This window comes from Olsenella uli (genome assembly GCF_016899935.1).
In the GTDB taxonomy this organism is placed as follows: domain Bacteria; phylum Actinomycetota; class Coriobacteriia; order Coriobacteriales; family Atopobiaceae; genus Thermophilibacter; species Thermophilibacter uli_B.
Genome location: NZ_JACJJK010000005.1, coordinates 116,655 through 130,049, shown reverse-complemented (window position 1 = coordinate 130,049; position 13,395 = coordinate 116,655). Strand labels below are relative to the sequence as shown.

General features: G+C 69.2%; 9 protein-coding genes. 4 read left to right on the top strand and 5 right to left on the bottom strand.

Annotation, left to right across the window (positions count from 1 at the left end):
• Positions 1-68 precede the first annotated feature (68 nt).
• Both H6A07_RS05985 and H6A07_RS05980 read right to left on the bottom strand, forming a co-directional pair.
• A complete protein-coding gene (locus tag H6A07_RS05985; RefSeq protein WP_204814024.1) occupies positions 69-377 on the bottom strand; it encodes a CDP-alcohol phosphatidyltransferase in 309 nt (102 codons plus the stop codon).
• Positions 378-475: 98 nt separating this feature from the next.
• A complete protein-coding gene (locus tag H6A07_RS05980; protein WP_204814023.1) occupies positions 476-1,144 on the bottom strand; it encodes an HAD family hydrolase in 669 nt (222 codons plus the stop codon).
• Between the two features lie 394 nt (positions 1,145-1,538).
• On the opposite strand from H6A07_RS05980, the gene aspS reads away from it, so the two are divergent.
• The 4 genes from aspS (at position 1,539) to H6A07_RS05960 (ending at position 8,030) form a co-directional block, all read left to right on the top strand.
• Positions 1,539-3,308 carry an aspartate--tRNA ligase gene (aspS, locus tag H6A07_RS05975; protein ID WP_204814022.1) on the top strand — a complete coding sequence of 590 codons (1,770 nt, stop codon included), beginning with the start codon at positions 1,539-1,541 and terminating at the stop codon, positions 3,306-3,308.
• A 513-nt stretch (positions 3,309-3,821) separates the two neighbouring features.
• Positions 3,822-5,552, top strand: coding sequence for an ABC transporter transmembrane domain-containing protein (locus H6A07_RS05970; RefSeq protein WP_204814021.1), 1,731 nt, complete (start codon positions 3,822-3,824; stop codon positions 5,550-5,552).
• On the top strand, positions 5,553-7,391 hold the full coding sequence (locus H6A07_RS05965) for an ABC transporter ATP-binding protein (RefSeq protein WP_204814020.1): 1,839 nt from the start codon (positions 5,553-5,555) through the stop codon (positions 7,389-7,391).
• A gap of 42 nt (positions 7,392-7,433) precedes the next feature.
• On the top strand, positions 7,434-8,030 hold the full coding sequence (locus H6A07_RS05960; protein WP_204814019.1) for a flavin reductase: 597 nt from the start codon (positions 7,434-7,436) through the stop codon (positions 8,028-8,030).
• A gap of 20 nt (positions 8,031-8,050) precedes the next feature.
• Here the strand turns inward: H6A07_RS05960 and H6A07_RS05955 are convergent, their stop codons facing one another.
• From H6A07_RS05955 to H6A07_RS05945, 3 genes are all read right to left on the bottom strand, one after another.
• Positions 8,051-10,963, bottom strand: coding sequence for a S8 family serine peptidase (locus H6A07_RS05955; RefSeq protein WP_204814018.1), 2,913 nt, complete (start codon positions 10,961-10,963; stop codon positions 8,051-8,053).
• Entirely contained in the window at positions 10,960-11,460 is a 501-nt protein-coding gene (locus H6A07_RS05950; RefSeq protein ID WP_204814017.1) for a hypothetical protein, read from the bottom strand. Before H6A07_RS05950 ends, H6A07_RS05955 begins: the two co-directional genes overlap by 4 nt.
• A 137-nt stretch (positions 11,461-11,597) precedes the next feature.
• Complete coding sequence (locus H6A07_RS05945) at positions 11,598-13,076, bottom strand: lipopolysaccharide biosynthesis protein (protein WP_204814016.1); 1,479 nt, start codon at positions 13,074-13,076, stop codon at positions 11,598-11,600.
• Positions 13,077-13,395: the final 319 nt, after the last annotated feature.

Sequence of the window (13,395 nt, the reverse complement as noted above, 5' to 3'; positions counted from 1 at the left end):
GCCGACAGACCAAAAGGGGGCCGGCACCCGTTGAGGTGCCGGCCCCGCGCGCAACGTGTGAGCTGCGGTTACGCGTCCTTCTCGCCCTGGAGGGAGGCGTAGAACGTGGCGTGGTCAAAGACGTCCTTGATGGTCTGGCCGTTGACAAAGGGGAGCGCGAGGAACTCGTCGACCGTGGGGACGAGCTCGGAGCAGTCCACGAAGTGGTTCTTCTCGTTGCGACGGCTCGTGTCCTGCGCGCGCCAGGACTCGTAGTTGCAATCCGTGAGGTAGTAGACGCTCGATCCGATCTTCATGTAGACGGAGTGATTGCAGTGCAGGTACTCGACCAGACCCTCGTAGTTGATGTCGAGAGCCTCGGCTGCCTTCTTTCCCATGGCGATCCCCTTTCGTCGGAGGCCAATCGGACGTTAGCAAGAGTGTAACCCGCGGGGCTGACAGTTATGCGGATGTTCGCGAATTGTTAGGTGGGCGGTCAGCTCTGGCGGCCGAGAAGAACGCGCTCCAGCTCGGCGGGCGTGTCCACGAAGGTGGTCGCCCCGGCGGCAACGAGCTCGTCCGGAGCGCGGAAGCCCCAGGTGCAGCTCACGCACGGGCAGCCCACGCTCGCCGCCGTCTGGACGTCCACCTCGGAGTCGCCGATGTAGACGAGGCCGTCGCGCCCGGCGCCCATGCGCTGCAGCGCGGCGAGCACCATGTCCGGCGCGGGCTTCTTGCGGATGCCGGCGGCCTCGTTCTCGCCGAGGACCGCGTCGAAGGCGCCGGGGAACTGCCGCGCGATGAGCTCCTGCACGGCAAAGTCGCCCTTGTTGGAGACCACGGCCAGCCGCACGCCGGCCGCGCGCAGGTGGGCCAAGAGCTCGGGAACGCCGGGGTAGGGGCCGGTGTGGTCCTCGCAGTGCGCGGCGTAGTGGGTGCAGAAGTCCTGGTAGACGGCCTCGCGCTCGGCGGCGGGGGTGCCGGCGGGCACGGCGCGCTCGATGAGCAGGCGGATGCCGTTGCCCACGAAGCGGCGGACATCGTCGATCGAGTGCGGCGGCATGTCGTGCGCGGCGAGCGCGGCGTTGGTGGAGAGGTGCAGGTCCTCGAGGGTGTTGAGCAGGGTGCCGTCAAGGTCAAAGACGGCGGTTGCATAGGCGGCCATGGGCGCTCCTTCGGTTGACCGCCGAACAGGGTAGCACGTCGGGCGTCGGGCGGCGCCGTTCTTCTCGCCGTTGCTCAGGTTATGCGCACCCGCTGAGGTTGTGCGCGCCTGCGGAGGGTATGCGCACAGTTGCGTCGTATATATCCGCAGCTCACAGCATTGCCGAGAAGAACCTCTGCCCGCGGCGCTGCGCATATCCTCCGCGACTGCGCATAACCTCGCGCCGCATGCGCGCGGCCCCACGTTTCTGTCTGCTTTCGCGGGGGCAGCGGCGACGGCGGCCGTAGTACAATCAGCCCCGCTGCGGCGCGCGCCGTCTACGTGCGCCGCGACCATCCGGCAGGAGCCGCCCGTCCGGCACGGGGCGGCGGGACGAGAAAGGCGGGTCACCCCAATGGACTCCCACACCATGCACACCCACACCTGCGGCGAGCTGCGCCTCGAGCACATCGGCCAGACGGTCACGCTTACCGGCTGGGTCTGGCACCGTCGCGACCACGGCGGCCTGATCTTTGTGGACCTGCGCGACCGTGACGGCGTGACGCAGGTCTCCTTTGACCCGGAGCACTCCGGCGGCGAGGCCTTCCACGCGGCCGAGACCATCCGCTCCGAGTGGCCGATCAAGGTCACGGGCGTGGTCCGCGAGCGCCCCGAGGGCATGGACAACCCCAAGCTGGCCACCGGCGAGGTCGAGGTGCTCATCGACCAGATCGAGGTCCTCAACTCCTCCAAGACGCCGCCCTTCCAGATCGAGGACCACGTGGACACCTCCGAGGACGTCCGCCTGCGCTACCGCTACCTCGACCTGCGCCGCCCGCGCATGACGGCCAACCTCAAGATGCGCTCCGACTTCACCTTCGCGCTGCGCGAGGCCCTGCACGGCCGCGACTTCCTCGAGGTGGAGACGCCGGCGCTCTTCAAGTCCACGCCCGAGGGCGCGCGCGACTTCCTCGTGCCGAGCCGCACCCAGCCCGGCCACTTCTACGCGCTGCCGCAGTCCCCGCAGCTCCTGAAGCAGCTCCTCATGGTCGGCGGCGTGGAGCGCTACTACCAGGTGGCCAAGTGCTTCCGCGACGAGGATCTGCGCGCCGACCGTCAGCCCGAGTTCACGCAGGTGGACATCGAGATGAGCTTCGTGGACCAGGACGACGTCATGGGCGAGCTGGAGGACGTGCTGGCCGACGCCTTTGCCAAGATGGGCGTCGAGATGCCCACGCCGCTGCGCCGCCTAGACTACTGGGACGCGATGGACACCTACGGCTCCGACAAGCCGGACACGCGCATCGGCATGGAGCTCCACGACGTGACGTCGATCTTCTCGGCGTCCAAGTTCAAGCTCTTCGCGAGCGCGGCGGCCACGGAGGGCCAGTACGTCAAGGCCATCAACGCCAAGGGCGCCGGTGCCTGGCCGCGCGCGCAGATCGACAAGCTCGCCAACGTGGCCGCCGAGTTTGGCGCCAAGGGCCTCGCGTGGATCGCGTTCCGCGAGGACGGCTCCGTGAACAGCCCGATCGTCAAGTTCTTCTCGGACGAGGAGATGGCGGCGCTGCGCGAGGAGATGGGCGTCGAGCTGGGCGACCTCGTGATGTTTGCCGTGGCGGACCGCAAGACGGCCGACGAGATCCTGGGCGGCATGCGCCTGCACATGGCGGGCGCGCTGAACGTCCCGCGCGAGGGGCACGACTTCCTCTGGGTGGTCAACTTCCCGCTCTTCCACTGGGACGACGAGGCCAAGCGCTACGAGGCCGAGCACCAGCCCTTCACCCTGCCCACCGAGCTCGACGTGGAGAAGATCAAGGCGGACCCGCTGGCCATCGGCTCGGCCACCTACGACTTCGTCATGGACGGCTGCGAGGCGGGCGGCGGCGGCATGCGTATCCACAACTCGCAGCTGCAGCTCGACATGCTCGAGCTCATGGGCTTTACGGTGGAGCGTGCGCGCGAGCAGTTCGGCTTCCTGATGGACGCCCTCGAGTACGGCGCGCCCCCCATGGGCGGCTTTGCGCTCGGCCTCGACCGCGTGTGCATGCTGCTCGCCGGCGAGGACTCGATTCGCGACGTCATGGCGTTCCCCAAGACGTCCAGCGGCTCCGACCTCATGTCCGAGGCGCCGAGCGAGGTCTCCGGCAAGCAGCTCAAGGAGGTCGGCCTGCGCCTGCTGTAAATTGGGGACAGTCCCCAATTTACAGTGTGGGTGGTGCGCCTCCGGGAAATGCCGGGGTTGGCGCGGGACCTTCTAGAAGAATGCGCCCTTGTTGCGGTTGGCGGCCTCGCTCCGCAACAAGGGCGCCGTTTTATGGAGTGCGTGGCGTGCACGGTCCCGAATTCCAGGAAAGAGGGACCGTCGGGGCACGGGCGCCGCGACAAGGGTGCCGACTTCCGGGCGCAGCCGGGACAAGGGTGCCGATTTCCGGATGCCGCTGGGACAACCTTGCCGTTTCTTGGGTGTCCCACCCCGCTCCCGACCGTTCTTCTCGCCGTGTCCTGAAAACCGAACCTGCGGCAGTGCCGTCGTGCCGGAGCTTCGTTTTTTAGGACGCGCGAGCAGGAACGCACAGGTCGCGCAAGTCCGCCCGTGCTGCAGCCTCGATTTTCAGGACGCCTAAGCCACGCGGGAAGGCGCGGCTGCGTTATAACGGTGTAAGGCGCGGCGGGGGAGGCGAGAAGAACGGACGGCGTGCGGCTCATAGCAAAGTTCCTGGGACCGTACCGGCGGGACTTCCTGCTCGCGGTGCTCTGCGTGGCCGCGGAGACCTCGCTCGAGCTCTTCATCCCGCTGCTCATGGCGCAAGTTGTGGACCAGGGCATCACGGCCGGCGACCTGCACGTGGTCCTCGTGGACGGTGCGCTCATGCTGCTCTGCGCGGTGGCGGCGCTCGCGCTGGGCCTGGCCTACGCGCGCTTCTCGGCCCGCGCGGCGATGGGCCTGGGCGCGCGCCTGCGCGAGGCCGAGTACGCGCACCTCCAGACCTTCTCCTTCGCCAACATCGACGACTTCGAGGCCTCCTCGCTCGTGACGCGCCTCACCACGGACGTCACCGTGGTGCAGAACGCCCTGGTCACGGGCACGCGCCCGCTCGTGCGCGGCCCCTCGGCGCTCGTGGCGGGCATCGTCTACGCGTTTCTCATGTCGCCGGAGCTCGCGGTGGTGTTCTGCGTGGTGGTGCCGCTGCTCGCGGTGGCCATGCTCTCCGTGGTGGCCCGCGTGGCGCCGCGCTACCGCGTGCTGCAGCGCGCGATGGACCAGCTGAACGACGCCCTGCAGGAGGACCTCGCCGCCATTCGTGTGATCAAGGCCTACGTGCGCGAGGGCCACGTCGCTGCGCGCTTTGCCCAGGTGAACGAGCACCTGGCGGACACGGCCACGCGCACCTTCCGCACTGCGGTCCTCAACGTCCCCATCCTCCAGGGCGCGATGTACGCCACCAGCGTGGCGATCCTGCTCTTTGGCGGGCAGATGATCCTGGCGGGGACGCTCACCGTGGGCGCGTTCACGGGCTTCATGAGCTACGTTCTGCAGATCGTGAACTCGCTGATGATGATCTCCAACGTCTTTCTCATGCTCGCGCGCGCCGTGACCAGCGTGGAGCGTGTGCGCGAGGTGCTGGACGAGAGGCCCACGCTGGTCTCGCCGCCGGACGCGCTCACGGAGGTGCCGGACGGCTCGGTGGTCTTCGACCACGTCTGCTTCAAGTACGCCCAGGAGGCCGAGAAGGACGTGCTCTCGGACGTCTGCCTGGAGATTGCGGCCGGCTCCACCGTGGGCGTGCTCGGCGGCACGGGCTCGGGCAAGACGACGCTCGTGCAGCTCGTGGCGCGGCTCTACGACGTGACCTCGGGCGCGGTGCGCGTGGGCGGCCACGACGTGCGCGCCTACGACCTGGCGGCCCTGCGCGACGCCGTGGCCGTGGTCCTGCAGAAGAACGTGCTCTTTAGCGGCACGGTGCGCGAGAACCTAGCCTGGGGGGACGCGGCAGCCACGGACGAGCAGATGCTCGAGGCGTGCCGGCTCGCGCGCGCGGACGAGTTTCTGGAGCGCATCGGCGGGCTGGACGGGTCACTGGGCCAGGGCGGCGCCGGCGTCTCCGGCGGGCAGCGCCAGCGCCTCTGCATTGCGCGCGCCCTGCTCAAGCACCCGCGTGTCCTCATCCTGGACGACTCCACGAGCGCCGTGGACATGGCCACGGACGCCACGATCTGGGCGAACCTGGCTCGCCTCACCGACGTGACCAAGATCGTGATCGCGCAGCGCGTGGCCTCCGTGATGGACGCCGACAAGATCGTGGTGCTCGACGACGGGCGCGTCCACGCGTGCGGCACGCACGAGGAGCTGCTTGCGACCGACCCCATCTACCAGGAGATCTACGCGTCCCAGGTGGGCTCGGGGATCAGCGGGGAGGTGGCCTAGATGCCCGCTCGCGGAAACGCCGCCCCGTCGCGGCCGCACGACCTTCTCGCCACGCTGCGCGAGCTGCTGTCCTACATGAGCCACGCCCGCTGGCTCATGCTCATGGTGGCGGTGCTGGTCACGCTGGCGGGACTCGCCAACCTGCTCGGCACCTACATGATCAAGCCCGTGGTGAACGCGGTGGGCGCGGGCGACCAGGCGGCGTTTCTGCGCGGGGTGGCCGTGGCCGCCGTAATCTACGTGGTGGGTGTGGCCTCGGCCGCCGGCTACACGCAGCTCATGGTGCGCGCGGCGCAGCGCGTGGTGCTGGACATCCGGCGCGACCTCTTCGCGCACATCGAGCGGCTGCCGCTCTCGTTCTTCGACCGGGCGCGCCATGGTGACGTGATGAGCTACTTCACCAACGACGTGGACACGGTCTCCGAGGCGCTCAACAACAGCTTTGCCAACCTCGTGCAGGCGGCGGTGCAGATCGTGGGCACGCTCGTGCTGCTCCTGGTGCTTGACTGGCGGCTCACGCTGGTCACGGTCGCGTGCGACGCGGCGATCGCGCTCTACGTGCGCTTCTCGGGCGGGCGCAGCGGGCGGTTCTTCTCGCGCCAGCAGGCGGAGCTCGCCGGGCTCGACGGCTACGTGGAGGAGATGATCGCCGGGCAGAAGGTCGTCAAGGTCTTCAATCACGAGGCGGCCAACCTCGCGCGCTTTGGGCAGCTCAACGAGCGGCTGCGCGCGGCGGGCACCACGGCGCAGGCCTACGCCTCCACGATGGTGCCGGTCACGGTCTGCGTGGGCTACGTGAACTACGCGATCGTGTGCGTGCTGGGGGCGCTGCTTGCGGTGCGGGGGCTCACGGACGTGGGCTCGCTCGCTAGCTACCTGGTCTTCGTGCGGCAGGCGGCGGCACCGCTCAACCAGTTCACGCAGCAGGGGAACTTCCTGCTCACGGCGCTCGCGGGCGCGGAGCGGATCTTCGCCGTGATGCGGCGTGAGGGCGAGGTGGACGAGGGCAAGGTGCGCCTCGTCCACGCCGACGACGTGGAGGCCGCCCGCGCGGCGGCGGGAGCCGCGGGCTGGGCATGGGAGATCTGCGGAGAGCACGTGCCGCTCCAGGGCGACGTGCAGTTCTACCACGTGGACTTTGGCTACGAGGAGGGGCAGACCGTGCTCGCGGACCTCTCGCTCTACGCCAAGCCGGGCCAGAAGATCGCCTTCGTGGGCTCCACGGGCGCCGGCAAGACTACGATCACCAACCTCATCAACCGCTTCTACGAGGTGCGCTCCGGCGTGATCACCTACGACGGCATCGACGTGCGTGACATCGAGAAGGCAAGCCTGCGCCGCTCGCTCGGCATCGTGCTGCAGGACACGCACCTCTTCTCGGGCTCGATCGCGGACAACATCCGCTTTGGCAAGCTCGACGCCACGGACGACGAGGTGCGCGCGGCGGCGCGGCTGGCCTGCGCGGACGGCTTCATCTCGCGCCTGCCGCGCGGCTACGACACGCCGGTGGTGGCCGACGGCGCCAACCTCTCCCAGGGCCAGCGGCAGCTGTTGGCCATCGCGCGGGCAGCCGTGGCGGACCCGCCGGTGCTGATCCTCGACGAGGCCACCTCGAGCATCGACACGCGCACCGAGGCGCTCATCCAGCGCGGCATGGACGCCCTCATGGCGGGGCGCACAGTCTTCGTGATCGCGCACCGGCTCTCGACCGTGCGCAACGCCGACGCCATCATGGTGCTGGAGCACGGCCGGATCGTGGAGCGCGGCACGCACGAGGAGCTTCTCGCCCAGCGCGGCGAGTACTGGCAGCTCTGGACCGGCGCCAAGGAGCTGGACTAGACTGGGCACCCGGTTCGGGTTCATTGACGCAGGGAGAACAACGTGGCAAAGCAGGCCTGGAAGGGCGGCAACATGCTCTACCCGCTGCCCGCCGTGATGGTGAGCTGCGCAAACGCGGCGGGCGAGAAGGACATCGTCACGGTGGCGTGGGCGGGGACCGTCTGCACCAACCCGCCGATGCTCTCGATCTCCCTGCGCCCGGAGCGGCACAGCTACCACATCGTGCGCGAGTCAGGCGAGTTCGTGGTGAACCTCGTGACCGCGCGCCTGCAGCGCGCGTGCGACTGGTGCGGCGTGCGCTCCGGGCGTGACCACGACAAGTTCACGGAGTGCCGCCTCACGCCCGCGCCGGCCACGGCGCTCGAGCTGGCGCCCGCGATCGCCGAGAGCCCGGTGAGCATCGAGTGCCGCGTGCGCGACGTGCTGGAGCTGGGGAGCCATCACCTGTTTCTGGCCGACGTCCTGGCGGTGCAGGTGGAGGAGGCGCTGCTCGACGAGGGCGGCCGGCTGGACCTGGCGCGCGCCAACCTCACCGCCTACAGCCACGGGGAGTACTTCGAGCTGGGACGGCGCATCGGGAGCTTTGGCTACTCCGTGCGCCGGCGCCCGCCCAAGGGGAGGGGACGCCGGCGCCGGTAGCGCCGTCCGCCGCGCGGGCCTCAGCCGAGGGTCCGGCCGCAGTGCCGGCAGAAGCGGGCGCCGGCCGGGATCTCGCCGCCGCAGTACGGGCAGCGCCTCGGGCCGCCGCCCCCGCCGGGCCTGCCGGGCCTGTGCGGCGCGGCGAGCCGCACGATCACGAGCGGCGCGGCCACACAGAGGGCAAGAAGAACGAGCAGCCCGCTGACGATGAGCGGGGCCGCACGGTCCCAGGCTCGCGTGACGGGCGAGAACCAGAACGAGCCGGAGGTGCTGAGCGCCGGAGCGGTGCCGCCGGTCGCCACGCTCAGCGTGCCGCCGCCCGAGGGGCCGTCGGTCGTCCACACGTAGCTGCCGGCGGGCAGCGCGTCGAGGGTGAAGCGGCCGGACTCGTCGGTCGTGAACGAGAAGAGGTAGGTGCCCGCCGTTGGGCCGTCGTCCTTCTCGCCCGCGCCCGTGGAATCGGTGGAATCGGTGACGGCGTCGGCCGTCCCCGTCGCCGCGTAGAGGTCGACGCGGTGGCCCGCCATGTCGCCGCCGAAGTCGAGCTCCGCCGTGACGCCCGCCTCGACCTCGATCTGGTCGATGGAGCTCGTGATGGCGTCGCTCACGCCCGAGGCGTCGTCGATGTCGGCGCTGCTGCCGCCCGTCGAGGAGGAGATGTCCTCGAAGAAGTCCAGCGCGTCCGAGCTCGCATCCGCGCCGATGGAATAGACGTTGATGAGGCTCTCGTCCGGCGTCCCGAGCACGCGGGAGTCCGAGCTCGTGTAGTCGATGCCGATGCCGCCGTTGAACAGCGCCAGCGCGACGTCCTCGTAGGTGTAGCCGGTCGAGGGCTCCGGGTCGAGTGGCGCCGCGTCGCCGAGGATGATGACCACCTTCTTTGCGTCGTCGCGCCAGCCCAGGTTGACGGCCTGCATGAGGCCCGAGTAGACGGTCTCCTCGTTGTCTCCGCCGTAGCCCAGGTCGAGCTGGTCGATGGCCGCCGTGATGGCCGCATCGTCGTTGGTGAAGTCGAGCTGCACCTTGCTCGCGTAGTCGTCCGAATCTCTGGTCCGGGAGGCAAAGTCGCGGTAGTCGACGAGGGCGACGCGGTAGTTCTCGGTCCGCGTGGCGAGGTTCGAGAGGATCTGCTCCATGTTCTGGCGCGCGTTGTCGATGTCGTCTCCCATGGAGCCGGTGGTGTCCACGACGAAGCACAGGTCGAGCCCGTTGGTCTGGTTGTTGGCGACGACGCGGCTCACGGACTCCTCGCGGGTCCTGAGGGCGCTCTCCACGGCGGTGCGCGCGTCGACGAGGGTGCTCCAGCTGCTGCCGTGGTAGTAGCGGCTCGTGGCGTCCCCCGACGCCACGACGATGCGCTTGACGTCCGGTCCGGAGAGCTCCGGGTTCGCGGCAAAGACGAGGCCCGCCACGCCCGTGACGTGCGGGGTCGCCATGGACGTCCCGGCCGCGCCGAGGTACTCCTGGCTCACGCCGCAGCTGTAGACGAGGCTCCCGTTGTTGTTGCCGCCCGGCGCCACGACGTCAACGCGATCACCGACGCAGGAGTAGTCCGAGTACTCGAGGCGCGTCTGGGAGGAGGTGGAGGCGTTGGGGTCTATGTCGACGGAGCCCACGACGATGACGCGGTCCCGCACGCTCTCCTCGTCCGCGAGGCTGATGAAGTTGTTGTAGACCGCGAGCGAGTTGCCGACCTCGCCGTTGGCGGGGGACTCCGACCACTTGGGCTCCGTGCGGTAGCCGTAGGTCTCGTTCGCGTCGGGATAGTAGGTGATGGTGTTGCTGTTGCCGGCCGCGACGCAGATTACGAAGTCGGGAAGGCCCGCCGCCTGGCGCTGGGCGACGATGCGCGCGAGGCCCTTCCCAAAGAGGTCGGCCTGCTTCTGGAGGTAGTTGAGCGCGTTCTGGTTGCCGCGGCTCGCGGCAAAGCCGATGAGGCGGTTGGTGTTCTGGCTGATGTTGATCGCCCGCACGTTCTGGTCGAGCAGCCGGTCGACCTCGAGCAGGTAGCTGTACGCCGTCCCGTAGCGTTGCTCGGCTCCTCCCTCGGCCTGGTAGAAGACCGCGCAGTAGGAGACGGACCCCTTTCCACCCGTCACGCCCGAGACGCCGCTCCCGTTGTTGTACTCGGCGGCCATGATGCCCGCGACGTGCGTGCCGTGGTCCTCCGCAGCGAAGGCGGGCGCCTCGCTGATCGTGCCCGCGTCGTCGTCGACCAGCAGGTACGTGCAGTCCGCCAGCGAGCCGTCGAGGTCGGGGTGGTCGGTCTTGGGGGGCGTGTCGATGAGGCCCAGGCGCACGTCGGAGAGCTGGTCGAGGTAGGCCCAGGCGCCGGGGGCGTCGATCGCCTCCATGCCCCAGTTCTCGTCACGGGGCACGTCGACGTCCCACGAGGCGTTGTTCCACGGGTCGTCGGGCGTCACGGGCTGCGGCGCGGCGGCCTCGCCCTCGCCGCCCTCGGCACCGGCGTCGTCGTTCTCGAGGGTGGAGACCGGGTCGATCGAGGCGGTGTCGACGAGCGGGCTCTCCGAGAGGGTCTCCACGACGGAGTTGAGCTCCTCGTAGCTCATCGCGTCCGAGAAGACCAGACGATAGAGGCCGATGTCGGCCATCGTCTCGTCCACGTCCGAGGCGCCGACGGACGAGAAGAGCGCCTTGGCCTCGTCGGGGTCGGCGTCCGTGGTCGTGTAGACGAGGATCTCGTTGTTCACGTAGACGATGCCGCTCGACTCGTCGATGTCCACGCGCTCGCTCTGCTCGGCGAGCTCCTCCAGGGGCGTGGTGACCGTGTTGGACCCGCTCCTCCGGTCGATGCCGACGGCGATCGCCACCGCCGCGCACGCGACAATAACGACCGAGGCCACCACCACGATCGCGACGACGGGGCCCCTTCTGCCGCGACGCGCGCCGCTGCCCTTCCGCTGCCCGCTCATGCGCGGCTCCTCTCAACGAGTCTGACGCTCACGTAGGCCGAGAGGAGCACCGCCCCCACGGCCGCAAGGACGCAGGCGCATGGCAGCGCCCAGGACGCGTAGAAGTCGGAGGTCCCGGCGAGGGCCTGCCCCCAGGCGTCGCCGAGAAGGCCGGTGATCGGCGCCCACAGGAGGGCGACGAGCGTCGTCAGCGCGGCGACCGCGACCAGCGACAGGCCGAGCGCGAGCAGGACGCCCCGGAGTCGCCGCGCGCACGCGAGGACGACGCCGCCTGCGGCGAGCAGCGCCAGCACGGCGAGGATGGCGAGCGTGACGGGCGAGCAGAGCGCCGCGTCGAGGCGGCTCGTGCCGAGCGGCCCGCCGGACGGGACGAGCACCCCGCCCATGAGCGCGCTCAGGTAGGCGAGGGGCACGAGCAGCGCTGCGAGCAGGACGAAGGTGCAGGAGAAGAGCGCGGCAGCCGCCCCGCCGCCGCGCGCGTTGGCTCCCTGTGTCATGGCGCCTCCCGGAGATGGTACGAACAGATATGCTCAAGCATACGCGTGACGGGTGGCGCGCGGGCCCAGAAGCCTGGCAGCGGCGGAAAACGGGCGCCGGGCGCCGGAGCGGCCGACGCGCGCCTGCGCCGGCGCCGCTAGTACCCGCGGCTCATCCGCTTGCGGATGCCAAAGTACTCCATCACGAGCAGCGTCAGCAGGATCGCCATGGAGACGAGCGAGCCCACCACGGCCCCCGCGAGCCCCGCGAAGTTGACGAGCAGCATCGCCACCGGCACGGAGAACGCGAAGGCGATGAGGTAGAGCTTGGAGACGTCGCCCTGCGCGCGCAGCACCGTGACGATCTGGTAGAGGAAGTCGATGCACGCGCACACGCCACCCGTGCCAACCATTACCAGGCACAGCCCCCGGAACTGCTCGAAGTCCAGGCCGTACATGAAGCTCATGACCGGGATGCCCACGGTGCCCATGAAGAGCGCCATCGCGCCCGTGACCAGCGCGATCACGCCCACCATCGCCAGCACCAAAAGGTCGAAGCGCCGGTGCTTCTCGGGGTCGTCCCAGATGCGCGCCAGGCGCACGAGCTGCGGCTTGTAGATGAAGCCCGCGACCATGAGGATCGAGTGCGCCGGGAAGTACATGGCGTTGTAGTAGAGCTGGTTGTCGTAGGAGAGCGCGCCCTCCATCGCGAACTTGGGCACCGAGTCAATCAGGTTGTAGAGGAAGAGCGCCACGAAGAGCGGGAAGCACTCCACGAAGAGCTCCCTCACGCCGCGCAGCGTGGCGGGCATGCTCTTCTCGGTCTCAAAGTACGCGAGCGGCACGGTGAGCAGGACGAGCGAGGCCACGGCGCCCACGGCCATGCCAAAGCTCGCCACCGCGAGGTCGCGCGTCACGAGCAGCACGAGCGAGAAGGCCGCGAGCCCCAGCACGCACCGGACCGCCTGCGAGAGGCCGGCGAGGTAGAGCTTGTCCTTCTGCTGGAGGCGCCCCTCGTAGACGTCCGCGAGGCCGTCCACCGCGCGAAACACCAGCACGCCCATGCAGATCGAGAACATGTGGGCGTCATAGCCGCGGAAGCGGCACCACAGCCACCCCACCAGCAGCATCAGGGCGCAGGTGAGGAAGCGGTTGATCTGGTAGTCCAGGAAGGAGCGCATGTCGTCCAGGTCCGAGACCTGGTAGGTCCGCACGCCGTAGTTGGCCAGGAAGAGCAGCAGCGTGCCCACCGTGAAGGCCATCGAGAAGAGGCCTGCCTGCTCGGCGCCCACGAGCCACGTGGCCACCATCGTGAGCACCGGGAAGAGCATGCCCCACGCGGCCTGGCCGAGCGTGTTGCAGATGTAGTCGCGCTTGGTCTGGTGCGCGAGGTACTGCTCGGTCTGCTCGGAGAACTTGCCGCCAAAGACGGCCGAGATGAGCCGGTTCCACCAGTCGTTGGCCACGCGGGCGAGGAAGGTGGGCTGCCGGTCGGGGCCCGGCTGCGCCCGCCGGTCGCGCCGGCCCTTGGTCACCACGCCGTAGCGCGGGGTGCGCGGGCTCACCTGCGCGCCCGGGGCGGGTCGCACCGGCGTCGGGTCCTTGCGCCTCAGATGGCTGAGCGGATTGAAGGCCATGCTGTTGGGACTCCTCTCGTTCTTCTCGGGTCCTGATTGTAGCGCCGAGGGGCGACAGGAACGATTCTGTCGCGGGGGCGCAACACGGGAGCGGGCCTTGTTTGGGTCGCGCCGTCCGGGAAAGCGCGGGGTTGTTCCGGGGGCGTCCGGGAATCGCCGCCCTTGTCGCAAAATCTTCTAAGAATCCGGGTTCTTGTCGCCCAGGTTCTAGCAATCGGCGACCTTGTCACGGCGATGGGCCCCATTTTGGTACACGGGCGCGATTTCCCGGAAGCCACCGGAACAAGGGCAGCAATTCCCGGATCGGCCTGCCCTCGTC

Bases quoted from the DNA above. Each gene is read 5' to 3' on its own strand.
- aspS (WP_204814022.1), top strand. From the start codon at position 1,539: ATGGACTCCCACACCATGCACACCCACACCTGCGGCGAGCTGCGCCTC.
- H6A07_RS05950 (WP_204814017.1), bottom strand. From the start codon at position 11,460: ATGACACAGGGAGCCAACGCGCGCGGCGGCGGGGCGGCTGCCGCGCTC.
- H6A07_RS05965 (WP_204814020.1), top strand. From the start codon at position 5,553: ATGCCCGCTCGCGGAAACGCCGCCCCGTCGCGGCCGCACGACCTTCTC.
- H6A07_RS05980 (WP_204814023.1), bottom strand. From the start codon at position 1,144: ATGGCCGCCTATGCAACCGCCGTCTTTGACCTTGACGGCACCCTGCTC.
- H6A07_RS05945 (WP_204814016.1), bottom strand. From the start codon at position 13,076: ATGGCCTTCAATCCGCTCAGCCATCTGAGGCGCAAGGACCCGACGCCG.
- H6A07_RS05955 (WP_204814018.1), bottom strand. From the start codon at position 10,963: ATGAGCGGGCAGCGGAAGGGCAGCGGCGCGCGTCGCGGCAGAAGGGGC.
- H6A07_RS05985 (WP_204814024.1), bottom strand. From the start codon at position 377: ATGGGAAAGAAGGCAGCCGAGGCTCTCGACATCAACTACGAGGGTCTG.